The 26,455-nt window shown below is 57.6% G+C and carries 22 protein-coding genes, 1 tRNA gene and 2 pseudogenes; 17 read left to right on the top strand and 8 right to left on the bottom strand.

Annotated elements, in window-relative coordinates:
- The first annotated feature begins 69 nt into the window (after positions 1-69).
- The 10 genes and pseudogenes from thrS to ACP7EE_RS21665 form a co-directional block, all read left to right on the top strand.
- Positions 70-1,992, top strand: a complete 1,923-nt coding sequence (gene thrS / locus ACP7EE_RS21710; protein WP_426236665.1) for a threonine--tRNA ligase — start codon at positions 70-72, stop codon at positions 1,990-1,992.
- Positions 1,992-2,543: a translation initiation factor IF-3 gene (gene infC, locus ACP7EE_RS21705; protein ID WP_176469887.1), complete on the top strand. Its 552-nt coding sequence runs from the start codon at positions 1,992-1,994 to the stop codon at positions 2,541-2,543. Before thrS ends, infC begins: the two co-directional genes overlap by 1 nt.
- Positions 2,544-2,603: 60 nt before the next feature.
- Entirely contained in the window at positions 2,604-2,798 is a 195-nt protein-coding gene (gene rpmI / locus ACP7EE_RS21700) for a 50S ribosomal protein L35 (protein WP_002553160.1), read from the top strand.
- A gap of 28 nt (positions 2,799-2,826) precedes the next feature.
- Positions 2,827-3,183, top strand: coding sequence for a 50S ribosomal protein L20 (gene rplT, locus ACP7EE_RS21695; RefSeq protein ID WP_007913489.1), 357 nt, complete (start codon positions 2,827-2,829; stop codon positions 3,181-3,183).
- Positions 3,184-3,292: 109 nt separating this feature from the next.
- Entirely contained in the window at positions 3,293-4,309 is a 1,017-nt protein-coding gene (pheS, locus tag ACP7EE_RS21690; protein ID WP_426206323.1) for a phenylalanine--tRNA ligase subunit alpha, read from the top strand.
- A 26-nt stretch (positions 4,310-4,335) separates the two neighbouring features.
- Complete coding sequence (pheT, locus tag ACP7EE_RS21685; RefSeq protein WP_426236662.1) at positions 4,336-6,714, top strand: phenylalanine--tRNA ligase subunit beta; 2,379 nt, start codon at positions 4,336-4,338, stop codon at positions 6,712-6,714.
- Positions 6,715-6,717: 3 nt separating this feature from the next.
- On the top strand, positions 6,718-7,020 hold the full coding sequence (gene ihfA / locus ACP7EE_RS21680) for an integration host factor subunit alpha (RefSeq protein ID WP_002553164.1): 303 nt from the start codon (positions 6,718-6,720) through the stop codon (positions 7,018-7,020).
- Positions 7,001-7,357, top strand: a complete 357-nt coding sequence (locus ACP7EE_RS21675; protein WP_003179985.1) for a MerR family transcriptional regulator — start codon at positions 7,001-7,003, stop codon at positions 7,355-7,357. The genes ihfA and ACP7EE_RS21675 overlap by 20 nt, the downstream gene beginning before the upstream one ends.
- Positions 7,358-7,446: 89 nt before the next feature.
- Positions 7,447-7,523, top strand: a tRNA-Pro gene (locus ACP7EE_RS21670).
- A gap of 773 nt (positions 7,524-8,296) precedes the next feature.
- A pseudogene (locus ACP7EE_RS21665) lies at positions 8,297-8,548 on the top strand (helix-turn-helix domain-containing protein); the annotation flags it as partial.
- 67 nt (positions 8,549-8,615) lie between these two features.
- Here the strand turns inward: ACP7EE_RS21665 and ACP7EE_RS21660 are convergent.
- A complete protein-coding gene (locus ACP7EE_RS21660) occupies positions 8,616-10,634 on the bottom strand; it encodes an acyltransferase family protein (RefSeq protein WP_426236660.1) in 2,019 nt (672 codons plus the stop codon).
- 650 nt (positions 10,635-11,284) lie between these two features.
- Between ACP7EE_RS21660 and ACP7EE_RS21655 the strand changes: the two genes are divergently transcribed.
- Positions 11,285-11,614, top strand: a complete 330-nt coding sequence (locus ACP7EE_RS21655; RefSeq protein ID WP_420649578.1) for a hypothetical protein — start codon at positions 11,285-11,287, stop codon at positions 11,612-11,614.
- 49 nt (positions 11,615-11,663) lie between these two features.
- Here ACP7EE_RS21655 and ACP7EE_RS21650 read toward each other — a convergent pair whose 3' ends face one another.
- The gene (locus ACP7EE_RS21650) at positions 11,664-12,083 is read right to left on the bottom strand and encodes a VOC family protein (protein WP_426236658.1); all 420 of its coding nucleotides are present in this window, start codon (positions 12,081-12,083) and stop codon (positions 11,664-11,666) included.
- 252 nt (positions 12,084-12,335) lie between these two features.
- On the opposite strand from ACP7EE_RS21650, the gene ACP7EE_RS21645 reads away from it, so the two are divergent.
- A complete protein-coding gene (locus ACP7EE_RS21645; protein WP_426236656.1) occupies positions 12,336-14,147 on the top strand; it encodes an ABC transporter ATP-binding protein in 1,812 nt (603 codons plus the stop codon).
- On the opposite strand, the gene ACP7EE_RS21640 is transcribed toward ACP7EE_RS21645, so the two are convergent.
- The 3 genes from ACP7EE_RS21640 to ACP7EE_RS21630 all read right to left on the bottom strand — a co-directional run bounded on the left by ACP7EE_RS21640 (position 14,144) and on the right by ACP7EE_RS21630 (position 17,486).
- A complete protein-coding gene (locus ACP7EE_RS21640; RefSeq protein ID WP_426236654.1) occupies positions 14,144-15,088 on the bottom strand; it encodes an alpha/beta hydrolase in 945 nt (314 codons plus the stop codon). The two genes, ACP7EE_RS21645 and ACP7EE_RS21640, sit on opposite strands and share 4 nt — an antisense overlap.
- 112 nt (positions 15,089-15,200) lie before the next feature.
- Complete coding sequence (locus ACP7EE_RS21635; protein ID WP_426236652.1) at positions 15,201-16,199, bottom strand: NAD(P)H-quinone oxidoreductase; 999 nt, start codon at positions 16,197-16,199, stop codon at positions 15,201-15,203.
- Positions 16,200-16,265: 66 nt separating this feature from the next.
- Positions 16,266-17,486, bottom strand: a complete 1,221-nt coding sequence (locus ACP7EE_RS21630; RefSeq protein WP_426236650.1) for a YbfB/YjiJ family MFS transporter — start codon at positions 17,484-17,486, stop codon at positions 16,266-16,268.
- A 113-nt stretch (positions 17,487-17,599) separates the two neighbouring features.
- Between ACP7EE_RS21630 and ACP7EE_RS21625 the strand changes: the two genes are divergently transcribed.
- Both ACP7EE_RS21625 and ACP7EE_RS21620 read left to right on the top strand, forming a co-directional pair.
- A complete protein-coding gene (locus ACP7EE_RS21625; RefSeq protein WP_426236648.1) occupies positions 17,600-18,475 on the top strand; it encodes a LysR family transcriptional regulator in 876 nt (291 codons plus the stop codon).
- Positions 18,476-18,694: 219 nt separating this feature from the next.
- Positions 18,695-19,249: a hypothetical protein gene (locus ACP7EE_RS21620; RefSeq protein ID WP_426236646.1), complete on the top strand. Its 555-nt coding sequence runs from the start codon at positions 18,695-18,697 to the stop codon at positions 19,247-19,249.
- Positions 19,250-19,298: 49 nt separating this feature from the next.
- Here ACP7EE_RS21620 and ACP7EE_RS21615 read toward each other — a convergent pair whose 3' ends face one another.
- Positions 19,299-20,021 (bottom strand): pirin family protein, encoded by a 723-nt coding sequence (locus tag ACP7EE_RS21615; RefSeq protein ID WP_426236644.1) that lies wholly within the window; start codon positions 20,019-20,021, stop codon positions 19,299-19,301.
- A 212-nt stretch (positions 20,022-20,233) separates the two neighbouring features.
- Here ACP7EE_RS21615 and ACP7EE_RS21610 point away from each other — a divergent pair, with 212 nt between their 5' ends.
- Positions 20,234-21,184, top strand: coding sequence for a GlxA family transcriptional regulator (locus tag ACP7EE_RS21610; protein ID WP_426236642.1), 951 nt, complete (start codon positions 20,234-20,236; stop codon positions 21,182-21,184).
- Between the two features lie 90 nt (positions 21,185-21,274).
- Positions 21,275-22,726: an ATP-binding protein gene (locus ACP7EE_RS21605; protein ID WP_426236640.1), complete on the top strand. Its 1,452-nt coding sequence runs from the start codon at positions 21,275-21,277 to the stop codon at positions 22,724-22,726.
- On the opposite strand, the gene ACP7EE_RS21600 is transcribed toward ACP7EE_RS21605, so the two are convergent.
- Positions 22,703-25,489 carry an ATP-binding protein gene (locus ACP7EE_RS21600; RefSeq protein ID WP_426236638.1) on the bottom strand — a complete coding sequence of 929 codons (2,787 nt, stop codon included), beginning with the start codon at positions 25,487-25,489 and terminating at the stop codon, positions 22,703-22,705. The two genes, ACP7EE_RS21605 and ACP7EE_RS21600, sit on opposite strands and share 24 nt — an antisense overlap.
- Before the next feature lie 222 nt (positions 25,490-25,711).
- Between ACP7EE_RS21600 and ACP7EE_RS21595 the strand changes: the two are divergent.
- Positions 25,712-25,871, top strand: a pseudogene (locus ACP7EE_RS21595) (NADPH-dependent FMN reductase); the annotation flags it as partial.
- Here ACP7EE_RS21595 and ACP7EE_RS21590 read toward each other — a convergent pair.
- Complete coding sequence (locus ACP7EE_RS21590) at positions 25,825-26,289, bottom strand: helix-turn-helix domain-containing protein (protein WP_426236636.1); 465 nt, start codon at positions 26,287-26,289, stop codon at positions 25,825-25,827. The pseudogene ACP7EE_RS21595 and the gene ACP7EE_RS21590 overlap by 47 nt on opposite strands.
- Positions 26,290-26,455: the final 166 nt, after the last annotated feature.

Raw genomic sequence — 26,455 nt, 5'->3', positions numbered from 1 at the left:
GGATCTTGTACTGGCTCATCCCAACCCACGTGACCTTTGGTAGGGGTCACCACTAGGAGAGGAGGCGCCATGCCAACTATTACTCTTCCCGACGGCAGTCAACGTTCATTCGATCACCCGGTTTCCGTAGCCGAGGTCGCCGCATCCATTGGTGCCGGTCTGGCCAAAGCCACCGTAGCCGGCAAAGTCAATGGTCAGCTGGTCGACGCCAGCGACATCATCGACAGCGACTCAACGCTGCAAATCATTACGCCAAAGGATCAAGAGGGGCTGGAGATCATTCGCCACTCTTGCGCCCACCTGGTTGGCCACGCGGTCAAGCAGCTGTACCCGACGGCCAAAATGGTCATCGGCCCGGTCATTGACGAAGGCTTCTATTACGACATCGCCTTCGAACGTCCTTTCACGCCGGACGACATGGCTGCCATTGAGCAGCGCATGCAGCAACTGATCGAAAAAGATTACGACGTGATCAAGAAAGTCACTCCGCGCGCCGAAGTGATTGAAGTGTTCAAGGCCCGTGGCGAAGACTACAAGCTGCGTCTGGTCGAGGACATGCCGAACGAACAGGCCATGGGTCTGTACTATCACGAAGAATACGTCGACATGTGCCGCGGCCCGCACGTGCCGAACACGCGTTTTCTGAAATCCTTCAAACTGACCAAGCTGTCCGGCGCCTACTGGCGTGGCGATGCCAAGAACGAGCAGTTGCAGCGCGTTTACGGCACGGCCTGGGCTGACAAGAAACAGCTGGCAGCCTATATCCAGCGCATCGAAGAGGCTGAAAAACGCGATCACCGCAAGATCGGCAAGCGTCTGGGCCTGTTCCACACTCAGGAAGAATCCCCGGGTATGGTGTTCTGGCACCCGAACGGCTGGACTCTGTACCAGGTGCTTGAGCAGTACATGCGCAAAGTGCAGCGCGATAACGGCTATCTGGAGATCAAAACTCCTCAGGTCGTTGACCGCAGTCTGTGGGAGAAATCCGGACACTGGGCCAACTACGCCGACAACATGTTCACCACTCAGTCGGAAAACCGCGACTACGCCATCAAGCCGATGAATTGCCCGTGCCACGTGCAGGTGTTCAACCAAGGCCTGAAGAGCTACCGCGAGTTGCCGATGCGTCTGGCCGAGTTCGGTGCCTGCCACCGTAACGAGCCGTCGGGTGCGCTGCACGGCATCATGCGTGTGCGTGCGTTCACTCAGGATGACGCCCACATCTTCTGCACAGAAGAGCAGATGCAGGCCGAATCCGCCGCGTTCATCAAGCTGACCATGGACGTGTACGCCGATTTCGGTTTTAAAGACATCGAGATGAAGCTGTCCACTCGTCCGGAAAAACGCGTTGGTTCCGACGAATTGTGGGATCGCGCCGAAGCTGCACTGGCCGCCGCCCTCGACAGCGCGGGCCTTGCGTACGATCTGCAGCCGGGCGAGGGTGCGTTCTACGGTCCGAAGATCGAGTTCTCGCTCAAAGATTGCCTTGGCCGCGTCTGGCAGTGTGGTACTCTGCAGCTCGATTTTAACCTGCCGATCCGTCTGGGAGCCGAATACGTCTCCGAAGACAACAGTCGCAAGCACCCGGTAATGTTGCACCGGGCGATCCTCGGATCCTTCGAGCGTTTCGTCGGAATCCTGATCGAGCACTACGAGGGCGCGTTCCCTGCGTGGCTTGCTCCGACCCAGGCAGTGATCATGAACATCACTGACAAACAGGCCGATTTTGCCGCCGAGGTTGAAAAAACTCTCAACGAAAGCGGATTTCGTGCCAAGTCTGACTTGAGAAATGAAAAGATCGGCTTTAAAATCCGCGAGCATACTTTGCTCAAGGTCCCCTTTCTCTTGGTTATCGGAGATCGGGAAGTCGAGATGCAGACTGTCGCTGTGCGTACTCGTGAAGGTGCTGACCTGGGCTCGATGCCCGTCGCCCAGTTCGCTGAGTTTCTCGCGCAAGCGGTTTCCCGGCGTGGTCGCCCAGATTCGGAGTAATTACTATTAAGCGTGAAATGAGACAAGATAAACGAGCTGCACCGAAAGCCCCGATCAACGAGAATATCTCGGCACGCGAGGTTCGGTTAATTGGGGCTGAAGGTGAACAGCTTGGGATTGTGTCAATTGAAGACGCGCTTCTTAAGGCTGAAGAGGCCAAACTGGATTTGGTGGAAATTTCCGCCGATGCAGTACCCCCTGTTTGCAAACTGATGGATTACGGCAAATCGATCTTCGAGAAGAAGAAGCAGGTTGCCGCAGCCAAGAAAAACCAGAAGCAGATTCAGGTTAAAGAAATCAAGTTTCGTCCAGGGACGGAGGAAGGGGATTACCAGGTAAAACTGCGCAACCTGGTACGTTTCCTGAGTGATGGGGACAGGGCCAAGGTATCCTTGCGATTCCGCGGCCGTGAGATGGCCCACCAGGAGCTGGGGATGGAACTCCTCAAGCGAGTTGAAGGTGACTTGCTCGAGTACGGTTCGGTCGAACAGCATCCTAAGATGGAAGGACGCCAACTGATCATGGTCATCGCCCCGAAAAAGAAGAAGTAATCATCAGGGCACGGCAGGCCTTCTGATTATGTTTATCAACTGAATGCGGAGTATCCGAACATGCCAAAAATGAAAACGAAAAGTGGTGCTGCTAAGCGGTTTCTGAAAACTGCTAACGGTATCAAGCACAAGCACGCTTTCAAGAGCCACATCCTGACTAAAATGTCGACCAAGCGTAAGCGTCAACTGCGCGGTAGCAGCTTGCTGCATCCGTCTGACGTGGCAAAAGTCGAGCGCATGCTGCGCCTTCGTTAATTTTAGTCAAGAATAGAGGAAGTAACTCATGGCTCGTGTAAAGCGTGGCGTCATTGCCCGTAAGCGTCACAAAAAAATTCTGAAACTTGCTAAAGGCTACTACGGTGCACGTTCGCGCGTATTCCGTGTTGCCAAGCAAGCGGTAATCAAGGCAGGCCAATACGCCTACCGTGACCGTCGTCAGAAAAAACGTCAGTTCCGCGCTCTGTGGATCGCTCGTATCAATGCTGGTGCTCGTGTTAACGGTCTGTCCTACAGCCGTTTCATCGCTGGCCTGAAAAAAGCGTCCATCGAGATCGACCGTAAGGTTCTGGCTGATCTGGCAGTGAACGAAAAAGCGGTGTTTGCCGCGATTGTCGAGAAAGCTAAAGCCACTCTGGCTTAAGTACCCCCGACAATCACCCGGCCTCACTTCCGTGGGGTCAGGTGGTAAACGTCATAAATAGGGGAAGAGCCTTCAAGCTCTTCCCCTATTTTGTATCTGGAGTCTGTACATGGAAAACCTGGATGCGCTGGTCTCTCAAGCACTAGAGGCTGTGCAAAGCGCTGAAGACATCAATGCCCTGGAGCAAATCCGGGTTCATTACCTTGGTAAAAAAGGTGAATTGACTCAGGTGATGAAGACCCTGGGGAATTTGCCGGCAGAAGAGCGCCCACAAGTCGGCGCGCTGATCAACGTTGCCAAGGAGCGTGTTACGGACGTTCTCAATGCGCGCAAGGCACTGTTTGAAGAGGCCGAGCTGGCCGCCAAACTGTCCGCCGAGTCCATTGATGTGACCCTGCCTGGTCGTGGTCAGACCTCTGGTGGTCTGCATCCGGTAACGCGGACTCTGGAACGCATCGAGCAGTTCTTCACCCATATCGGCTACGGCATTGCCGAAGGCCCTGAGGTCGAAGACGACTATCACAACTTCGAGGCGCTCAACATCCCAGGCCATCACCCGGCCCGGTCGATGCACGACACCTTCTATTTCAATGCGAACATGTTGTTGCGCACCCATACCTCGCCGGTACAGGTCCGCACCATGGAATCGCAGCAGCCGCCGATCCGCATCGTCTGCCCAGGCCGCGTGTATCGCAGCGACTCCGATATTACCCACTCGCCGATGTTCCACCAGGTTGAAGGCCTGCTGGTCGATCGCGACATCAATTTCGCCGACCTGAAAGGCACCATCGAAGAGTTCCTGCGGGTGTTCTTCGAAAAAGAACTCGCAGTGCGTTTCCGTCCTTCGTACTTCCCGTTCACCGAGCCGTCCGCTGAAGTCGATATGGAATGCGTGATGTGCAGCGGTAAAGGCTGCCGCGTCTGCAAGCAGACTGGCTGGCTGGAAGTCATGGGCTGCGGCATGGTGCACCCGAACGTGCTGCGCATGTCCGGCATCGATCCGGAAGAGTTCTCGGGCTTTGCTTTCGGCATGGGTGTCGAGCGTCTGGCCATGCTGCGTTACGGCGTGAACGACTTGCGTCTGTTCTTCGACAACGACTTGCGGTTCCTCGCGCAATTTCGCTAGTCGTAACGAATTTTTAGGAGAGCAGGATGAAATTCAGTGAACAATGGCTGCGCGGCTGGGTTAGCCCGCAGGTAGATCGCGACGCGCTGGTTGCCCGTCTGTCGATGGCCGGTCTTGAGGTCGATAGCGTTACGCTGGCCGCCGGTGTATTCAGTGGCGTAGTGGTAGGCGAGGTGTTGAGTACCGAGCAGCACCCGGATGCCGACAAGTTGCGCGTGTGCCAGGTCAGCAATGGCGTGGAAACTTTCCAGGTCGTGTGCGGAGCGCCAAACGTGCGTCCGGGCCTGAAGATTCCGTTCGCCATGATCGGTGCCGAGCTGCCGGGCGACTTCAAGATCAAGAAGGCCAAGCTGCGTGGCGTTGAATCCAACGGCATGCTGTGCTCGCAAGCCGAGCTGCAAGTCGGCGAAGGCAACGACGGCTTGATGGAGCTGCCGGCCGATGCGCCGGTGGGCGAAGATTTCCGCGTCTACCTGGATCTGGAAGACGCCAGCATAGAAGTCGACCTGACCCCTAACCGCGGCGACTGCCTGTCCCTGGCCGGTCTGGCGCGTGAAGTCGGCGCTCTGTACGACGCGGTAGTGACTCGTCCGGTTGTGGTTTCGGTCGCTGCAGCGCATGACGAAGTGCGCCCGGTTGAAGTGTTGGCGCCGGCCGCGTGCCCGCGCTACCTGGGGCGTGTCATTCGTAACGTTGACCTGTCCAAGCCGACTCCGCTGTGGATGGTCGAGCGTCTGCGCCGTGCCGACGTGCGCAGCATCGACGCTGCTGTCGACATCACCAACTACGTGATGCTTGAGCTTGGTCAGCCGCTGCACGCCTTCGATCTCGCCGAAATCAACGGCGGCATTCGTGTGCGCATGGCGGAAGAGGGCGAGAAGCTGGTGCTGCTCGACGGTCAGGAAGTCAGCCTGCGTAGCGATACGCTGGTAATTGCCGACCACACTCGCGCTCTGGCTATTGCCGGTGTGATGGGTGGCGAGCACAGCGGCGTGTCTGCAACGACTCGTGACGTATTCCTGGAAAGTGCCTTCTTTGACCAGATCGCTGTGGCGGGCAAGGCGCGTTCTTACGGTCTGCACACCGATGCTTCGCATCGCTACGAGCGTGGCGTGGATTGGCAGCTGGCCCGTGAAGCCATGGAGCGCGCCACTGGCCTGCTGCTGGAAATTACTGGCGGTGAAGCTGGCCCGATCATCGAGACCGTCAGTGAGCAACATCTGCCGTCGATCGCGCCGATCACTCTGCGTGCGCAACGCATCACGCAGATGCTCGGCATGGAAATGGATTCGGCTGAAATCGAGCGTCTGCTCAGTGCTTTGGGTCTGAAGATCTCCGCTGACGGAGCAGGGCAGTGGCGCGTAGAAGTGCCAAGCCATCGCTTCGACATCAGCCTGGAAGTCGATCTGATCGAAGAACTGGCGCGTCTGTACGGTTACAACCGTCTACCGGTTCGCTATCCGCAAGCGCGTCTGGCGCCACAAGCCAAGGCTGAAGCGCGCAGCGACCTGCCGGAACTGCGTCGTCTGCTGGTAGCCCGTGGTTATCAGGAAGCGATCACCTACAGCTTTATCGATCCGAAGCAATTCGAGCTGTTCAGTCCCGGCGTTGAGCCGCTGTTGTTGGCGAACCCGATCTCCAACGATATGGCCGCCATGCGCTCGTCGTTGTGGCCGGGCCTGGTCAAGTCGTTGCAGCACAACCTGAACCGTCAGCAAGATCGCGTGCGTCTGTTCGAAAGCGGTTTGCGCTTCGTTGGCCAACTGGACGGTTTGAAGCAAGAGCCGATGCTCGCTGGTGTTGTTTGCGGTAGCCGTCTGCCAGAAGGCTGGGCGCAAGGTCGCGACACGGTCGATTTCTTCGACGTCAAGGCTGATGTGGAAGCGGTACTCGGTTTCGCTGGTGCGCTGGATGCGTTCACATTTGTACCGGGCAAACACCCGGCGCTGCACCCGGGCCAAACCGCGCGCATCGAGCGCGATGGTCGTGAAGTCGGGTACGTCGGCGCAATTCATCCTGAACTGTCGAAAACTCTGGGTCTTGACCGTCCAGTCTTCGTTTTCGAGCTGGTTCTGGCTGAAGTGGCGTCCGGTAAAATGCCTAAATTCCAGGAGTTGTCGCGCTTTCCTGAAGTGCGTCGTGACCTTGCACTGATTGCACACACAGATGTTGCAGCCTCGGCTGTATTGGACGTAATCCGTGAAAATGCAGGCGAATGGCTGACAGACCTCAGGCTATTTGACGTGTATCAGGGTAAAGGTATTGATCCTGATAGAAAAAGCCTTGCAGTCGGCTTGACCTGGCAGCATCCATCGCGCACTCTTAATGACGATGAGGTGAATTCGACGACGCAAAATATCCTCACCTCGCTCGAACAAAGGTTGAACGCCACGTTAAGGAAGTGACGTATGGGGGCTTTGACGAAAGCTGAGATGGCGGAACGTCTGTATGAAGAGCTGGGCCTGAACAAGCGGGAAGCCAAGGAATTGGTAGAACTGTTTTTCGAAGAAATCAGGCACGCTCTTGAAGACAACGAGCAGGTCAAATTGTCCGGTTTCGGCAATTTCGACCTTCGGGACAAACGCCAGCGGCCTGGCCGCAACCCGAAAACGGGGGAAGAAATCCCGATCACGGCTCGCCGTGTGGTCACCTTTCGTCCAGGGCAGAAGTTGAAAGCCCGAGTTGAGGCTTATGCTGGAACCAAGTCATAACGACGAACTACCCGTCATCCCGGGCAAACGCTACTTCACCATTGGTGAAGTCAGCGAGCTGTGTGCCGTAAAGCCACACGTGCTGCGCTACTGGGAGCAGGAGTTTCCTCAACTCAACCCCGTCAAACGCCGCGGAAACCGCCGGTATTATCAGCGCCAGGATGTGCTGATGATCCGGCAGATCCGCGCGCTCCTTTACGATCAAGGGTTCACCATCGGCGGTGCGCGACTGCGCTTGTCCGGCGATGAAGCCAAAGACGACACCACTCAATACAAGCAAATGATTCGGCAGATGATTGCCGAATTGGAAGACGTACTCGTGGTTCTCAAGAAATAATTTTCTGCTTTTGAATCCTTCCAGTTTTCAAAAGCTTGCGCTATATTCTTGAGCGTTCTTCGAGTTGAAGAGCGAGTTTCACGCCTAGTCGGGGCGTAGCGCAGTCCGGTAGCGCACTAGCATGGGGTGCTAGGGGTCGAGTGTTCGAATCACTCCGTCCCGACCATATAATTCAATGACTTAGGCCAGTGTTCGCAGCATTGGCCTTTTTCATGCGCGTGACGTTTGCGTGACTTCTCCATTTTTCACGCCTGCTTCCTGTGAGTTCGCGCCGCTTTTGGCCCTTTTTTGCGCTGCCATTGGCACCAATCCTGTCTGATATTTCTCTTCCTTTCTCAGCTTTTTCGCAAGTCAGATAGCCTTGCCAAAAGCCCTGTTTTCGAGCGATTAGGGCGTTTTTTCTCACCGGCTCCGCGGCGCTAAACCCTGGAAGCTCAGTTCCGATTCTTCGTTCTTAAAGGTCACCATCCAACATCCGCGAAACAGGCTGTACGTCACGCGGGCCGTGCCTTTGAAGACGGACTTCCGATTGTGCGCTAGGAAGCGGAACAGAGCGCGGGGAGGGCGCATCTGTTCGAATTGATTGCTGACGGGCTGTGGGCCTTCTGAAGACCCTTTGATCACAAGGCCCAGGGGCCGATTTTGAAGCAAACAATCGCGTCCGAGAGCCTGCCTCAATACCTCCAAATTCGACGTTTTTGAGCCCGAACCGCAGTGCCAAACAGACCGCAAATTCACCCGACTTCTTGCTGTTTTGGTGACAAGCCATTTTGCAGGTAGTTGGCACCGATTGAGTGCCGCTGAACCCTCGAAAGATCCGTCGGCCGCGACTTCTAGCGGTCGGCTCGGAATCTCTTGCAAGGTTCTGGTCGGTGCCAAATCCGCTGCTAACTCACAAACAGTTTTTAACTGGCACTGGTCGATTCCGAGGATCTGACCATGCCGTGGCGAGAGCTGAAACCTATGGACCTGAAAGTGATGTTCATCGCCGACTATTTGTCTGGTCGGCTCAACTTCAGCCAACTCTGTGCGGCCCACAGCATCAGTCGCAAGACTGGTTACAAGTGGGTAGCCCGCTACAACGCGGATAGCATTAATGGCTTGGCGGAGTGCAGTCGTAAGGGCAACTCTCAAGCGCAGGCTGTGCCGTTTGCGATCAAAGAGGCCATTCTTGAGCTACGGCGCCAAGGGTAAACCACGCCAGGCCCGAAATTTCATATTGTCATCCTTGACTTCAGCCAGTTGCGTTCTGGCTAGGTCAATTGTCTATTGCTAACGGCTCAAGTTGCGTAGTGCGCTCATTTTTCGCATGGCGTAGAGATTTTAGAACGTACGGTGCAACGTATTGTGAGCCATATATAGATAGATGGTTCGTGTCCTTGTATAGAGCTTTTCCGCCCTTTGCGGCGTAGCAATTGTCGGAGTCGCAGAGCTGCAATGACAAGTCAATTATATGTACATTAATAAAGTCTTTGGCTACGCGTTGAACAATTTCGTTATATGCGGAATTTACACTATCCTGATCGTAAACCTTTCTTGGGAATGAGCAGTCCTCATTCTTTTCGGTAATTCTAAAAGGTCTTGCGACACATGCCGATGGGTCAAATGGCAGGTTTGGATTGTCTAGAACTACCACGATATTTTTGTTTGCGTCAGATAGCATTTTAAAGGATCTTCTCATGCCTGATTCCAGGACTTTTCTGAAATCTTTCTCGCTAGGGTTTCGAATGTCGACGGCGTCGTCGTAAGAGCACCGTGGGTTATGAGCAAGAAGTACGTTTACTACGGTGCTGTCTTTCGAAGCGTAATCATATGCCTCATTGATGAGACGATAGGCATTCGCGCGAACCTTCGTGGCGGTTTTATCCTTTTGTGCAGTAGACGTATCATAAAATGGCGCAGCACAACTGGCCGGAAAAACAGCTAAGCCCTGCTCAGCTGTGGAGTAGGTGCTTAGACCGGCAAACAGATGTGCTGCATGTGAGTCGCCTATAACCGCGCTAGTGATTGTGCCGTCCTGGATCAGGCATGGGTTATCAGTCATATTGGTCCAGTCAGGAAATCTAGTTGCGCAGTTCGCCAGCGAAATTGCAGTATTTTTCTCGATTGCTCGGGCTATTTCGTTTTTAGTCTCCAGCGGGGTAGCAGCTGGGTATTTGTATGATGCAAATCCGCCAAGCACGATAACTATCATCAATCCGACAAAAGCAGGGGTTTGACGTGGCTGCTTTAGTATTCTGGCGCGAAGCGGCTTTTCAACTAATGAATAAGTAATCCAAGCTAGTAATAGTGATGCAGCGACCGCTGCCGATCTTATCTCGATACCAGGTGCTTCACTTTGAACTATGCGGGCAAATGCGAGCAAAGGCCAATGCCAGAGGTACAGCGGAAAGCTGATCAAACCTATTGCTACAGCTGTCCGTGTTGAAAAAATTCTTCTGTTGATTATAGAAGAAGGTCCTGCGGCTATCAGGAGGACGGAACCAAGCACAGGAAGTATTGCGCGCCACCCGGGGAAGTGATCGCTCGACTTGTAGCTAAATAGTGCGAAAAATATGAGTGCGAGCCCGGCAGCGCTTAGCACTTCATTGAGCCGGGAATGCTGTCCTTCGACCTTCGATACCCACCACGGCTGCAAACATGTCCATGCCAGCAATGTGCCTGCCAAAAGTTCCCATGCGCGGGTCGGCAGTAAGTAGAATGTGGCATTTGGATCTATACCTATAAAGTAAAGATTCAAAATCAGTGATAGTAATCCAATCGCGAGGATTAGCCTGATAGCGCTAAATCCTATCTTCCAGGCCGCCCAAAGTATAATAGGGAATAACAGGTAAAATTGCTCTTCAATTGCCAGAGACCATAGGTGTAATAATGGTTTCAGTTCTGCTGCGGTGTCGAAATATCCGCTTTCGTACCAGAGTGTGAGATTTGCGACAAATCCTGCACCCGCTGCGATGTGCTTGGATAGTTCGGTCATTTCATCCGGTAATAGGACAAACTTTCCAATTATCCAACAAGATATTAGTACTAGGGTTAAGGCTGGAAAGATTCGGCGTATCCTTCTGGCGTAAAAATCTGAAAAGCTAAACGTACCTCGGTCAATGCTTTTAAGTAGTATTGTCCCGATTAAAAAACCAGATATTACAAAGAATATATCAACGCCTACGAATCCTCCTGGCACCAGAGTCGGGAACGCATGAAAAATCACAACAGAAATAACAGCCAGCGCGCGAAGGCCGTCTATATCACGTCTGTATTTTATATTGGGGTTTGTCATTGACATTGGCTCAAGTTGTTACTAGCTGCAAAGCAGAGGGGCAGAAGGTCGCGATAGTGCCATTATTCTGCTTCTAAGGGAACTCCGATAAACTCGCCGTAACGGGCAGCAAATTGAAAACAGCTGTGGCGTTTAGCGATATTTGCTGCGAAAGGGAATTTTGTTCGGTCGGCGGAACCGCACGACCGACGACGAAACCGGCCAAGAGCCAGAGCGTGACATCAGGTGCCGCTGCCGGCGGACGATGATGTGCCGATCGAGGAAGAAATGACGGATGTGGACGCCGCCAAATCTGTTTCGGGAGAACATCCCTAGTCGTAGAAATCAGGTCTGTCACGAGAGTGGATCAGCGAGATCAATGCAATGCAGGCATGAGAGTCTCATGCCCTGAGGTTGCACAGACAAAGAAAAGCCCGCGTGGGGAGCGCGGGCTAAAGTGATCATTAAGGAGCTGTCTGCACTTTATGCGACTGCAGATGAAAAAAGTGTGAAAGCCCTTACGGAATATACCTTCAACTGCCCTCAACTGCAGATCGACGGTTTCATGCCAGTGAACATCGAAAAAACTCCTGCAATGCGGCAATCTGCTGGCCCCTTAAAATTCTTCCTCCCGGCAAAATCGCCTTTTTTCAAAAGGTTAGGCTGGCTATATGCGGACGACTGTCATAACCGTTGCAATGCTTTCGCTGGCTGTATTTTCGCTGAGCGCCCACGCTCGAGAACTCGATAAGAGACACCGATTTGCCTGTACCTGGGGCGCGGATATTGCGGCGGGCGCGCAGCAAGCCAAGCTCTCGGGCGTGTCCTTGTATGGCGCTCGCAAGCGTCTGCAAGTGCGTAAGTTTCAGCAGCCGTGGATGCGCATGACCGCCATGGGCATCACCGAGCAAACTTACGACAGCAGTTCGCGGCTGAAACCGGCGGAGGTCAGGCAGACCTATTACGAACAATGCGTCAGGCATGAACTTGCGCAGCGATAAACACCAAGCCCAATCTGAACCGGTTGGGCTTTTTCATGGGTAGAGCAAATTACGCTGATGTGTCGCTGTCGCAGTTGACCATCCATGCCACGCCAAAGCGATCCGCCAGCATGCCGAAGCGCGCGGCCCAGAAAGTAGCTTCCAGCGGCATGTCGATGCGACCGTTCTCGGCCAGTGCGTTAAACACCCGCTCGGCCTCGGCGATGCTGTCGACGTTGAGCGAAATCGAGCAGCCGCTCATGCCTTGGGTCGGGCGGTCGGGGGTGGTGTCCGAGGCCATAAGCATCTGATCGCCAACCATCAGGCAGGCGTGGATGATCAGGTGATGGTGTTCTTTGGGCACGTGTTCAGCAGCGGGTGACTCGCCAAACGGCATCATCGCTTCGAGTTTGCCTTGCAGGCATTGCTGGTAAAACGTGAAAGCTTCGCGGCACTCGCCGTTGAAGATCAGGTACGGGTTGATTTTCATGTTGCTGCTCCCGGCAGTCAGGCGCGGAGAGGGCGGTGGTTCGCTGGGCTCCGCTATGGGCTGTTAAAACATAGCAGAGCGTTTGACGGCGGGATTGGCAGTGTTTATCCAGATGTTTTTTCATGGATAAAACCGAGGTTATCGCTCGGCCGATCAGGGGCCGGCAGGATGTGGCCAACGCAAGGTGTGAAATTCAATTACCGGGCCGGAGTACCATGGCGCCAATCCGCTTTCTACCGAGTCCGATGCTCTATGCCCGCTCTGTCACGCTTCACCACGCTGCTCGGTCAGGCCAGCCGCGCCCTGCAATTGGTCTGGGGCACGTCGCGCGCGTTGTTTCTCGGCCTGGTGCTGGCGACGTTGGTCGCCGGGGTACTACCGGCACTGGCGGCGTGGCTGGGGCAGCGAATTGTTGATGCGGTGGTCGCGGCGATGCAGTTGCACGCGCAGCAGGGCAGTGCGCCGTTGTGGCCGGTGTTGCGTTATGTGCTGCTAGAGGCGGGGGTGCTGGCGTTGCTGTCTGGGACGCAGCGGGCATTGTCGGTGCAGCAATCGCTGCTGCGAGTGCAGCTGGGGCAGAAGGTCAACACGCTGATTCTGGAGAAGGCGCAGACCCTGTCGCTGGTGCAGTTCGAGAACTCGGAGTTCTACGACAAGCTGGTGCGGGTGCGGCGAGAGGCGTCGACCCGGCCGCTGGCATTGGTGATGAAGTCGCTGGGACTGGTGCAGAACTTGATCATGTTGATCAGCTTCGGCGTGCTGCTGGTGCACTTTTCGCCGTGGGCGCTGCTGTTGCTGGTGGTTGGCGCGCTGCCGGTGTTTTTCGCCGAGGCGCATTTCTCCGGTGATGCTTTTCGCCTGTTTACCCGACGCGCTCCCGAGAGCCGCCAGCAGAACTATATCGAAACCCTGCTCTCGCATGAGGCCTATATCAAAGAGGTCAAACTGTTCGGTTTCGCGCAGTTGCTCTTACAGCGTTACCGCGACACCTTCACTCGGCTGTATGCCGAAGACCGCAACCTGACGTTGCGCCGCGACGGCTGGGGTTTTGTCCTTGGTCTGCTGGGTACGGCTGCGTTTTACCTGGCCTACGCGTGGGTGGTGATCGACGCGATACACGGTGAGATCAGTCTCGGGCAAATGACCATGTACCTGGTGCTGTTCAAGCAAGGACAGAGCGCAGTCAGCAGCAGCCTGAGCGCAATCAGCGGTCTGTACGAGGACGGCCTGTACCTGTCGAGTCTTTATGATTACCTCGCCGAACCGGTACTGGCAGACAGCGGTCATCTCACCGAGGGTGCGCTGCCGGGCGACGGGCTGCGTTTGCACAATGTCGGGTTCCGCTACCCCGGCGCCAGTCGTGCGGCGCTGGAAGGCATTGACCTGCATCTGGTGCCCGGTCGCAGTCTGGCGCTGGTGGGCGAGAACGGTTCAGGCAAGACCACGCTGATCAAGTTGCTGACCCGGCTGTACCGTCCCGATCAAGGCGTGATTCTGCTCGATGGCAGCGATCTGCAGGACTGGGAAGAAACCGCTTTGCGTCGCCGCATCGGCGTGATCTTTCAGGATTACATCCGCTATCAGTTCACCGTTGGCGAAAACATTGGCGTCGGCGACACCCTGGCGTTCAACGACGAACAACGCTGGAAAGACGCTGCCGCCGAGGGCATGGCCGCGCCATTCATTGAAGGGCTGGATCGAGGCTACGCCACGCAACTGGGGCGCTGGTTTGCCGGTGGTCAGGAGTTGTCCGGCGGGCAGTGGCAGAAAATCGCCCTGTCCCGAGCCTACATGCGCCGCGACGCCGATATTCTGATTCTCGACGAGCCAACCTCGGCACTTGATCCTGCTGCGGAAGCGGCGGTGTTCGAGCATTTCAGCCAGAACACCCAAGCACGTATGACCCTGCTGATCTCCCATCGTTTTTCGAGCGTGCGCAATGCCGATCACATCATCGTGCTGGCGCAGGGGCGAATTCTGGAGCAGGGCGCTCACCAAGGCTTGATCAACGCCGGTGGACATTACGCGCAGCTGTTCGATCTGCAAGCGCGCGGTTACCGTTAGGTATCTCGCGCACTGCGCGCTGTCGCAGGTCCTGCTACTCGCGGCGCAGGTTTGGTCTGCATCAGCGCATCGATGGCCTTGCGATAGTTCCGCCCACCCAGCGCCATGCTGTTGTTGTGTGTCCCGCCGGGCACCAGCAACAGGCGTTTCGGCTGCTGCGCGGCAGCAAACAGTTGCTCACTGAAGCGCGGCGGCACGAATGCGTCGGCCAAACCATGCACCACTAATAGCGGCATATGAATGTCGGCGATCTTGTCGATGGAGTCGAATTTCTGCGACAGCAACCAGCGCACCGGCAGTGAGGTGTTGGCCACCGATGCCGCGACATCCGCCAGCGTGGTGAACGTCGATTCGATGACCAGGCCGCGCACTGGCAGCGGGGTATGCTCGCGAACGGCTTTTTGTCCAAGTTCTGCGGCCAGATCGACCGCCACGGCGCCACCCAGCGAGTGCCCGTAGATCAAGCGTTTGGCCGGGTCCGGTTGCAGCAGCTTGAAGCGCTCCCATGCCACTCGAGCATCTTCGTACACCGTGCTTTCCGACGGCAGATCGCCGTGGCTCTGGCCGAACCCGCGATAGTCGATGGCCAGCACCGAATAGCCCGCCGCACGCAACTGCTCGATACGGAACAACTGCCCGGTGAGGTTCCAGCGTACCCCGTGCAAATACAGAATCGCCGGGGCGTTGGGTCGTTCCGCCGGCCACCACCACGCATGAATGCTTTGCCCGGCCTTGAAGCTCTTCGGTTGCAGATCAAGTTCCTGCACGCTGCCGGGCAAACCGTGATACCAGCCAGCATTGCCCGGTTCGATGCGAAACAGCAGTTTGCGCTCAGTGTGTTCCAGCACGGCACAACTCGTCGGCACGCCGATAATCAACGCGGCCATGCAAGCGAACGCCAAGCGGCGGCGTCGGAGTCGGGTCATGAAGGCAAGCAACATTAAACGTTTCACCAAGGTGCGGACAAAGAACGCTTTGTATCAGAAGCCCACGCCCGTGCGTGACATTTTCGACCACCGTGCGCCTGCAACAATTACAAAATGCTGCGGCGGCTCAATCCACCTTCAGCACAATCTTGCCGATGTGATCGCCAGCCTCCATGTGCGCATGGGCCTGAGCCGCATCGGTCAGCGCGTAGACCTTGTCGATGATCGGCAAGCAGCGTCCGCCAGCCAATGCGGGCCAGACGTGCTCGCGTAGCTGATCGGCGATGGCAGCTTTTTCCGCAGCGCTGCGTGCCCTTAAAAGTGAACCGGTGATTACCGCCCGTTTGGCCATGATCGCCAGCAGATCAACGTCGTTGGCCTTGGCGCCGCCGAGGAAACCGAGCATCACCAGGCGCCCGTCCATCGCCAGCGCGTTGACGTTAGCGTTGAGGTACGAGCCGCCCATGATGTCCAGAATCGCGTTGACGCCTTGGCCGTTGGTCTTCTCGGCGATGACGCTGGCGAAATCCTGCTCGCGATAGTTGATTGCTTCAGCGCCCAGTTCCCGGATTGCCGCGCATTTGTCGGTACTGCCGGCGGTGGCGAAAGCCTGGATGCCGAATTCGCGGCAGAGCATGAGAGCGGTGGTGCCGATGCCACTGGTGCCGCCGTGGATCAACGCGCGCTGGCCTTTGCTGGCGCCACCGAGGCCGAACAGATTGGCCCACACTGTGAAGAACGTTTCCGGGATCGCTGCGGCCTGCACCCAGTCCAGCCCTTCAGGAATTGGTAGCGCCTGGCCCGCCGGGACGGCGCAGTATTCGGCGTACCCACCGCCATTGGTCAGCGCGCAAACTCGGTCACCGACTACGAACGCGGTTACGCCAGTACCGAGAGCCACCACTTCACCCGCCACTTCAAGGCCGGGGATCGGATTCATGCCCGGTTTCATCGGATATTCGCCGGCGCGTTGCAGAGCATCCGGACGATTGATGCCAGCGGCATGTACGCGAATCAACACTTCGCCATCGCCAGCCACTGGCAGCGGCACGCGTTGCGGTTGCAGAACTTCCGGGCCACCGGGTTCGGTGATTTCAACTAGGGTCATTTCTGTAGGCAGGGTCATTTTCGATTCCTCTGGAGCAATTGATCGTCCGTAGATGGGAACGTGATCGGGCGTTAATGATTCCCGTCAATTCACGCAGCAACGCTGTTCGGTTCTTGCGGGCAGTAATTTCATGGCTTGCTCAAGCAACAGCGCTACCACGATTGCGCCAGCGGCGATCATGAACAGCAGCGCGTGCTGGCCGCCACTGGCATTGAACAGCGCCGAGTAGGCAAATCCGGCCAGCGCCTGGAACGTGGCGAACGACACGGTGGCGCGACTCCAGGCGACCTGCTGGCGCTTATGCTCCGGCACCAGTTCATGCACTCGCGCCAAGGCCAGTGGCACGATGCCCGGCGGGAACGAGCCGAGGATCACCGCCAGCAACGCCAGGGCGAGGAACGAGTGAGATATCGCCAGCAAACCGAGGGCAATCGCCTGTACCACCAGCACCAGTCGAATGCCGGTTCGCGCACCGAGGTGGTCAGCCAGAAAGCCGTAACTCACCGGGCCGACAATCGCCCCCAGACCGTACATGACCCAGATCAGCGCCCCGACATGCGCCCCGGCACCGAGGCCGCGCGCCACGTAATCGACGAGGAACACCATGGCCGGCACCAGACCTGCGGCCATGAAAGCGTATTGCGCAAACAACAGGTAAACAGCCGGCGGCGTCGACTTGCCGGATTTGGAATCTGCCTCGCTGGCCGCAACATGCGGCAGATCCGCCGGCCAGCCAAACCAGCTCAGCGCCGTCAGCAACACCGACAGTGCGCCCAATCCCAGCCAGGTCGCTTGCAGGCCCAGACTCAACAGCGGCGGCACCAGCGTGCCGGAACCGGCGATCCCCAGGCCGATGCCGAGAAAAATCGCCCCGCTGGCCAACCCTTTACGTGACGCAGGCACATGCGGCAGTACCGTCGCGGCGACCAACACCATGATTGCGCCGCCAGCGATCCCCGACAGCAAACGCCAGCCGAAATACCAGCTCACCGACACCGGGAAGGCGCAGGCAAAAAATGCCAGCGTCACTGCGATCATCATCAGTCGCAGAGCATTCTTGTTGCTCAGGCGACGGGCCATCGGCCGGCCGAGCAGCGCACCGATCAGATAACCGACCAGATTCGCCGCGCCGAGATAGACCACATCGTGGGCGGAAAACCACTGCGCCTGAATCAGCGCGGGAATCAGCGGTGTGTAGGCGAACCGCGCCAGACCAATACTGACGAGGCTGGCACAGAGACCGGCGAAAATTGGCAGCCAGATGCCGGAGGGCACGGTGTCGAGCGAGGAAGATGATGTGCGCATGATTGCGCTCCAATGTGAAAGGTTCATGGCGTGCAGCTTATCGGTTATGGTTGCTGCATTCGCGCAGCGATTGCGCGTCAATCCGATGCAAATCTGCATCATCGGGAGACTGGATGAACTGGGATGATGCGCGGGTGTTTCTCGCAGTTTGTCGCGAGTCGACGTTGCGCGGCGCCGCGCGCGTGCTGGGTGTGGATCAGGCGACAGTCGGACGGCGCGTAACGGCGCTGGAAAAGTCTCTTGCTGCAACTTTGTTCCTGCGCACTTCCGACGGTTACGCGCTTACAGCGGTCGGTGAAGCGGCGCTCAAAGCGGTGGAAAAAATGGAGCATTCAGCGCTGGAGCTGGAACGGCAGATCCAGGGTCTGGATGATCGCCTGACCGGCAACGTGCGGGTGAGTACCACCGATTCCATGGCCATTGATTTCCTGATTCCGGCCATCGCTCGTTTGCACCAGCAGCATCCGGACGTACGCGTGCAACTCGATGCCTCGACGCAAATGCTCAACCTGGCCAAGCGCGAAGCGGACATTGCAGTGCGCAATACGCGTCCCGACAACCCTGACCTGATCGCCCGACGTATCGCACGCTGGCCGGTGGGGTTGTTCGCCTCGCAGGCCTACGTCGACGCCCATGGTGAACCCTCGCCAGGCAGCGCATTCGAGGGACACGATCTGGTGGTTTATCAGCCCTATTTTCAGTCGCATAAGGACATGACGCTGGTATCCGAACCGATCACCCGTGGGCGGATCGTCGCCAGCCTGAGTTCAAGTCTGTTGGTGCGCCGCTCGATTGCTGCTGGTCTCGGTGTAGGAGAAATCCCTGTCTACATGGGCGAACGCGACGGTCTCGTGAGGCTCTGGCCGCAACGCACGCGGCCGCTGCCTTACGAAGTGTGGCTGGTGACCCATGCGGATTTGCGCCATACGGCGCGGGTGAGGGCGGTGATCGAGCGGATTGTCGAAGCGTTTGCGTCGGAGAATGAATAGATAAATCAAATCCGTGTAGGACGGCTACAGCGACCGGCGATATTGCCTACATCCGTACCAGAATCCGCTGGCTTGTGAGTTTTTCCGCCGGGTTCTATCGTTGTTCACACCTTGGATGAGCGGTTAGAGCGCTGCAAGGTGATCAATCAGGGAAGCATTGATAAGCGCAGGGGTGGGAAATTGATTGCAAGGGAATTCAGCCAATTTCAAGAATGTGACATGGCCGGCAAAACCGATGGTAGCGAGTCTATGAACTACGTAACGCGAGACGAATTCAGCGCCAGGATCGAGCTTATCGAGACCCGGATAGATGCCCGGATCGAGTCCATGTCAGCAAAAATCGACGGGTTTCTGGTCGAGCAGGCTGAGCGGGACAAGCTTCGGCTGGAAACTGAAGCACGGCAGGAGACCGCCCGGCAGGAGCGAGACAACTCTCAGGAGCAGATCCGATTGGAACGATTGCAGTCTCAGGAAAAAATCCGCTTGGCACAGGAGCAGGTTCACCTGGAGCGTGACAAACGATATGCGCTGGTGGGAGATCGTTCGGACAGTAATCTGCATAAAATCGAGGAGGCAACCAGAAACCTTAAACCGCACTATTGGGCTGCTACGACCGTACATTTTCTCGCGATGGTCGCGATGCTCGTCGGCTGTTTCTACGCGAACCAGGCGAACGTACTGGTTACCATGCAGACGACACTCGCAATGATTCAATCGGTTAAAGAGGGCGGCGCTCCTACGCTGGCAGCCCCGAACGCAATTCTCGAAGAATGAAAAACGGCCCTCAATGAAGGCCGTTTTTTGTGGGCGATGCAAGCACGCCTCATGGCATTTCGGGCAGCTCTTGCGGGCGCAGGTCGAACACCAGTACTTCGGCGTCCACGCCGTTGCTCAAGGTCAACGCCTGTTCTTCGCGAACCCGTACGCCGTCACCTTCCTGCAACTGCACGCCGTTCAACTCGACGCTGCCACGGGCTACATGCACGTACGCATAACGATTGGCTGGCAATTTCAGCGTGGCGCTTTCCTGGCCATCGAACAGCCCGGCATACACTCGCGCATCCTGGCGAACTTTCAGCGAACCGTTGCTGCCCTCCGGCGAGATAATCAGTTGCAGACGACCGCGTTTTTTCTGCGCGCTGAAGTGCTCCTGCTGATAGCGTGGCTTGGCGCCGCTGACATCCGGCACGATCCAGATTTGCAGGAAGTGCACCGGTTTGCTCGCCGAGTGGTTGAATTCGCTGTGCGCCACGCCGCTGCCGGCGCTCATCAGTTGCACGTCGCCCGGGCGGATCACCGAGCCAGTGCCCAAGGTATCCTTGTGTTCCAATGCACCTTCGAGCACGTAGGAGAAAATCTCCATGTCGCGATGCGGGTGCTGGCCGAAACCTTTGCCGGCGGCGACGCGGTCGTCGTTGATCACCAGCAGATCGGAGAAACCCTGCTCCCGCGGGTCGCGGTAGCTGGCGAAAGAAAAGGTGTGGAAAGACTTCAACCAGCCATGATTGGCCAGACCACGGTCAGAAGCTTTGCGAAGGGTCAGCATGATGAAATCTCCTTTCAGGACGTTGATTCGTCCGAGTGAGGAGAAGCTTACTGGTTACCGTCAGATGCAATAAGTAGATGAAAATTGAAATACTGTCCTGCTCAGGTTGACAGTTTCGTGGGCCAGTTCACGCAAATTCATGGGCCAGCCTTGATGTTCCTCGCCATAATGCTGCGCTTATATCAGTTCGTCGATTTCAGTGATGGTTTCCCATGAAAACCGTGGCAATGGTGTTGTTCCCCGATTTCTTACTGCTGGATATGGCAGGGCCAATGGAGGTCTTTTCAGTCGCCAATCGCTACCTCAAACCCGAATGCCACTATCAGTTGACAACGCTCGGCACTGAGCGCGGTGCGCTGCGCGCGTCCAACGGCGTAATGGTCCATACCGACCGCCATATCGAGGATGCCAGCGCAGCTTATGACTTGCTGCTGGTACCCGGCGGTCCGGGTGCCTACAACGAAAAACATCCACCGCTGCTCGCCTGGCTCAAAGGTGCGGTCAAACGCGCCGAGCGCTACGGCTCAATCTGCACCGGCGCCTTCGTGCTCGGGCATGCCGGGTTGCTGGATGGCTATCGCGTGACCACCCACTGGAACTACACTGAACGCCTGACCACAGCTTTTCCCAACGCCAAAGTCGCGACCGATCAGATCTACGTCGAGGATCGCAACCTGATCACTTCCGGCGGGGTAACGGCCGGCATCGATATGGCCTTGGCCGTGGTCGCCGGCGATCACGGCAAAAAACTCGCACAGGACGTGGCCAAAGTGTTGTTGGTGGTGATGAAACGTCAGGGCGGGCAGGCACAGTTCAGTCCGTTGATGGCCGCAGTAGCACCACACGAAACGCCGATCACCCGCGTACAGAATCATGTGCTGGAGCATCTCGACGAAGCCTTCAGCGTCGAGCGCATGGCCGGGCTGGCGAACATGAGCGCGCGGCACTTCGCGCGGATGTTCACCCGTGAAGTGAACATGACGCCGATGGATTTTCTGCAAAGTGCGCGCATTGATTGCGCACGCAATCTGCTCGAAACCAGCGATCTGCCGCTGAAAACCGTGGCCTACAAAAGTGGTTTCGGCAGCGTTCGGCACATGCGCATTTTGTTCGGTGAAAAGCTCGGCCTGACCCCTGCGCAGTACCGCGAACAGTTCAGCTAGAGCGCTTCTGTCCGTTCTGCGCACTTGTATGTCCGTGCTGCGCCCTGCGTGGTGGTTGTAGCGTCATCGAGGCCTGCCAAGATAGTTGATATGAACAGCGTCCTCGATTTGAACTCAGCGTCGGTCCTGCATTTCGGCCCGTACGCGTTTCATTTGCGCCAACGGCTGATCCTCGATGGGGATCGCCAACTGCGTATGGGCGGGCGTGCACTGGACATTCTGCAAGTGTTGGTCGAGCGCGCCGGTCGGGTGGTCAGCAAGGAACAATTGATCGCGCTGGTGTGGCCGGCTTCGGTGGTTGAAGAGATCAATCTCAGGGTGCACATCGCCGCCCTGCGTCGGGCGCTAGGCGACGGCGAGAACGGCCAGCGCTATATCGTCAATGTGCCGCAACGCGGTTACAGCTTTGTTGCCCCAGTGCGAGGCGATAGCACCGCGCAAGTGGTTTTTGAAACACTGCAAACGCCTCAACATAATTTGCCGGCGCGCCTGACGCCGGTCACTGGCCGAGATTCGCTGGTTGGCAGTCTGGTGCGGCAATTGCCACTGTCGCGGCTGATGACCGTGACCGGGCCTGGCGGTGTCGGCAAAAGCACCGTGGCTCTGCGGGCGGCAGAACTACTTCTGCAGCATTTTCGTGACGGCGTGTGGCAGGTGGATTTTTCGTTGATCGACGAGTCCACACCGATACTCGATCATCTGTTGCAAACCCTCGATACAAACCTGGCTACGTTGACCACGCGCCACGCCTTGCTGGTGCTGGATAACTGCGATCACTTGCGCGAACCCTGCCGGCACTTGCTGGAAAAACTGCTGGATGCAGCTCCACGGCTGTCGATCCTCGCCACCAGTCGTGAACCGTTGCGGGTAGGCCTTGAAACCGTACAACAGCTGCCGCCTCTGACGATTCCCAAAGCCAGCGCACTGAACAGTGTCGCTGAGGCAATGGGCTATTCGGCGGTGCAATTGTTCGTCAGCCGTGCACGGGCGCGTCAGCAGGGTTTTAAGCTGCGCGAGCAGGATTTGCGAGCCGTGTGCGACATCTGTCGGCGACTGGATGGGTTGCCGTTGGCGATTGAATTGGCGGCGGCACAGATTGATGCATTGGCGATCATCGGTGTGCACGCGCAGCTGGATAACGGTCTGCAGCTGCTGAGCCACGGTCGAAGGACGGCGGTGCCTCGTCATCAGTCCATGACCGCCGCACTGGAATGGAGTTATCGGCATCTGAGCCATCAGGAGCAACAAGTGCTGCGGCGGCTTTCAGTGTTTCAAATGGCGTTCAGTCTGAAGGCAGTTATTGATGTGCTCGGTTGTGAGCTGCTGCCAGCGTCGGTACTGGCAGCGGTGATCGAACGGCTGACGGCCAAGTCGCTGCTTGGCGTGGAGCGCGGCGGTGAGCGTTATCGGATGCTCAATACCATCCGTCGTTTTGCCCGCGAGCTGCTGGAACAGACCGGCGAATCGAAAGAATTTGAACGCCGGCACGCCCGATACATCGCCCATACCCGCAGGGCTTCAGATGTGCAGTTGGCCGTCTAACTCGTCGAGCAACGCACGCACCTTGCACAAGTCAGGCGTGGCATAGCCTTCGGTGAAACGTTGGTAAATCGGCTGCAATAATTCCAGTGCTTCGCGATAGCGCGACTGACGCTGCCACAGCTGCGCCAGTGAAGTGGCACTGCGCAGTTCCCAGGCGAGTGCGCCTTGAGCTTGGGCGATGCACAGCGCCTGCTGCAGAACGGTTTCGGCCGATTGCAGGCAAGGCGCCTCTTGCGCCAGCGATCTATCTGCTTTGGCGCGCAGAATCTCCGCTGTGCTCCAGCCCGCTGCACCGCCCTGTGCCCGCTCCACCAGGGCATCGTCAACAAAAGAGCCGTCCAGCGTGACCATGATTTCCCGAACCAAGCCGCTGCCATCCGGCAACAAGTCTGTCGCCGAATCGGCATCGATCACCTGCGCATAATGCCGCGCCCATCTGTAGAACAGCAGCACCGAATGCTTCTGCGCCTGTTCCAGCAGCAATCGCAGCATTGCGCGGGCGTTCTGTTGGTCGCCGTTGTAATGCGCGATCAGGCAACTCGCCAACGCCAGCGTGTAGCAGATCGAGGTGCCGTGGTTTATCTGCACTGCGATGTCCAGCGCCTGGCGCGCAGTACGCCATGCCTGCTCGGGGAAACCTTGCAGCCACAGTACACGGGCGAGGACGGTCAGCGAGGCGACGCTCTGATCGTATTGCACGCCAAAGCCGTGGGTGAAGCGATTGAGGTTACCGCTCTGCGCCATACGCTGAATGACTTGCTCGGCGTGAATTCGCGCCTGTTGCTGATCGCCAGCGTAATGCAGCGCCAGCACGCGCAGGCGATGGGTGCTCAGCGACAATTGCGGATCGCCATGCACGCCGAGGCGATCAAATTGCTCACTTTGCTCCAGCGCCATCTGGTAGTGGCCGCAGCTGAGATTGACCGCCATATGCCCAGATACTGCGCGCAATTGCGCGGCCATGTTGGCGTGTTGTCGGGCAAGATCGTTGGCGTCGACAAACGCTTTGATCGTCTCCGGCGTGCCACCCCAGGTGTGATAACACGCGCTGCCGAGCGCCAGTTTCAGAGCGATTGTCAGCTGTGGGCAGGGTTGCGCAGATGCATCGAGCAGCCGCAGCGCATGACGTACATGTCCGCCGTATTCCTTGAGCAACGACAACTCTTGCCACAATGGCGCGGAAGTCGCGGTCAGGCGCACGCCGGTTTCCCGCGAGCCGTCCGCGTTCAACGTCCAGTCGAGCGCCGCGCGCAAGTCTTCCAGGCCCCGCGCATAGCGCTCGATCCACAATCCGGTCGGTGTGGTCTGCCAATCGCTTTGCGCCTGATGCATCAATGTCAGGCAGCGCTCGGCGTGGCGTTCGCGGGTGTCACTGAGTTCGACTGCGTGATCGAGTTTTTCCAGCGCATAGCGGCGGGTGGTGTCGAGCAGGCGATAAAAAACCTCTTCATCACCGACTTCGACGTTGAGTAACGATTTGGCGACCAGTTGCGTGATCGAAGCGAACACTTCACCCGGCGCAATGTGCTGGCCGACGATCACCGCCGCGGCGGACTCCAGCGTGAAACCGCCGCGAAACACGCTCAGTCGGCGCAGACAGGTCTGCTCGCACTCGGTGAGCAGATTGAAGCTCCAGTCGAGCGTGGCGCGCAGGGTTTCATGGCGCCCGAACAGGCTTTGTGTGGCAGTCGGCAATCGGCCCTGCAACTGCGTCAGCACACCGTCCAGACCGAGGCTGGCGACCTGCGCTGCCGCCAGTTCCAGCGCCAGGGGAATGCCATCCAGCCGGCGACAGATTTCGACAACCAGCGGCAGTTCGGCATCGTTGAATTCAAAGTGTTCGTTGGCGGCCATCGCCCGCTCGACGAACAATTGCAGTGCGGAAAAGCGCATGGCCTGTTCGCGCTCGAGCACGGCAATCGGCGGTGGGCAATCGAGCGATTCCAGGCGCTGCACAAACTCGCCTTCGGCGCGCAGACTTTCGCGGCTGGTGGCCAGAATATGCACGTGCGGGGCGCCGCGCAAAATGCTCTCACTGAGTAGTGCGACGGCGTCGATCAGGTGTTCGCAGTTGTCGATCACCAGCAGCATCTGCCGCTCGCGCAGGCTGTTGATCAGACACGGCAGTGGTTCACCGTCGTGCAGTGACAAATCCAGCAGGCCCGCGAGGTGCGAGCAGATCAGCTTCGGATCGCTGAGCGGTGCGAGATCAAGCAAGCGAATGCCGTCGCGGTAACGGCCGATCAATTGCTCGGCGACGCGCAGGGCGACCGAGGTTTTGCCAATCCCGCCGGGGCCGACCAAGGTGATGCAGCGCTGGCGCGGCAGTTGCAAAATCAGGTTGTCGACCAGCGGCTGGCGGCCGATCATCCGCGCGCGGCGCAGCGGCAGGTTGTGCCGGCCAGTTACATCAGCCGTCGCACGAGGTTCGATGGATTGCAGCGCGATTGGCGCGACAAAACTGTAGCCGCGCTGCGCCACGGTGACGATGAAACGCTGCCCGGCCTGACCGTCGCCGAGCGCCTTGCGCAACGCCGCCATGTGCACGCGCAGGTTGATGTCTTCAACCACGCTGTCGGGCCAGACCCCGACCATCAATTGCTGCTTGCTCACCACCTCGCCAGCGTGTGCCAGCAGGATCAACAGAATATCCATGGCGCGCCGACCCAGACGCAGCGGCTGCTCGCCTTCAAGCACCAGCCGTTGTCCGGGATGGATCCGATAGGGGCCAAAACCGATGGCCTGATTCGGGGAAAAACTCAACCGCTCACTCCTGCGCTGCTTTCTATGATCCTGGCCTGGCGTTGCGACGAACGTGTGACGGGCAGGGCGGACAGCGACTTGAGGGTCACGCCAGCCGTCTGCGCCGCGGTATCCGGGCATATTCCTCAGGATTGGCCGGGAGTGCAATGCATCGCTTTCGCAACAGCGCCCAAGCCAAGTCCGCCTCGAGCGTCGCGCCACTGTATTTAAAGGCGCAAACCGGCGGCGTTCAAGCAATCCATGGAGGCGACCGCGGGGGGTTATCTGGTCCGACCCTGACGCGACAAACTCGCGGCAGGCTTCACCCATTCCGGCAGCCTGTGCGGGGGACAAGCTCAACACCTTGCTGCAAATGGCGGTGTTTGCGGCGCAACATTCGATGGCTGCGATCTCTTGATCTTCAAATCCCGAACCTCCCGGCAACGCCACGCAAACGGATTGATCCCTTCGCTGCGGGTGAAGATATGGCAGAAGTGCGCCTGATCACAGAAGCCGCATTCCTGGCTGATGTGCGTCAGGCTCAGGTCGGTATGCTGGATCAACAGCTTGGCGCGGGCGATGCGTTGAGTGCGGATCCAGTCCTGCGGTGAGAGCCCGGTGCTGCATTTGAAGGCGCGCGAGAAATGGCTGCGCGACAGCGAGCAGGCGCGGGCCAGTTCGGTGACTTCGAGACTGTCGCCGAGGCGATCGAGAATCAACTGTTTGACCAACCGCTGGCGCTGCGGACTTAGCCCGCCGGTACTGTTGCGGCGCGGTTCGCAGGCGGAGGCGAGGGCGACGTTTTGCTGTGTGTGAGCCATGGCCAGAGTCCGTATCGGGGGGAGTGCACCGGCGGTGCTGTCCCTCGGGGCAAAAAACAACGCTGCGCAGAGGCATTCATTGTTGGACGGGGGCCTGAGGCTGACGAGTTAAACGTTGTTAATTCCATCGCCACTGCGTGAACTCAGCACACCGTTGCAAGTCTGG

The sequence above is a fragment of the Pseudomonas sp. TWP3-2 genome, assembly GCF_049897765.1.
Lineage (GTDB): Bacteria > Pseudomonadota > Gammaproteobacteria > Pseudomonadales > Pseudomonadaceae > Aquipseudomonas.
The sequence above is the reverse complement of the archived record's forward strand: the minus strand, read 5'-3'. Positions and strand labels throughout refer to the sequence as shown.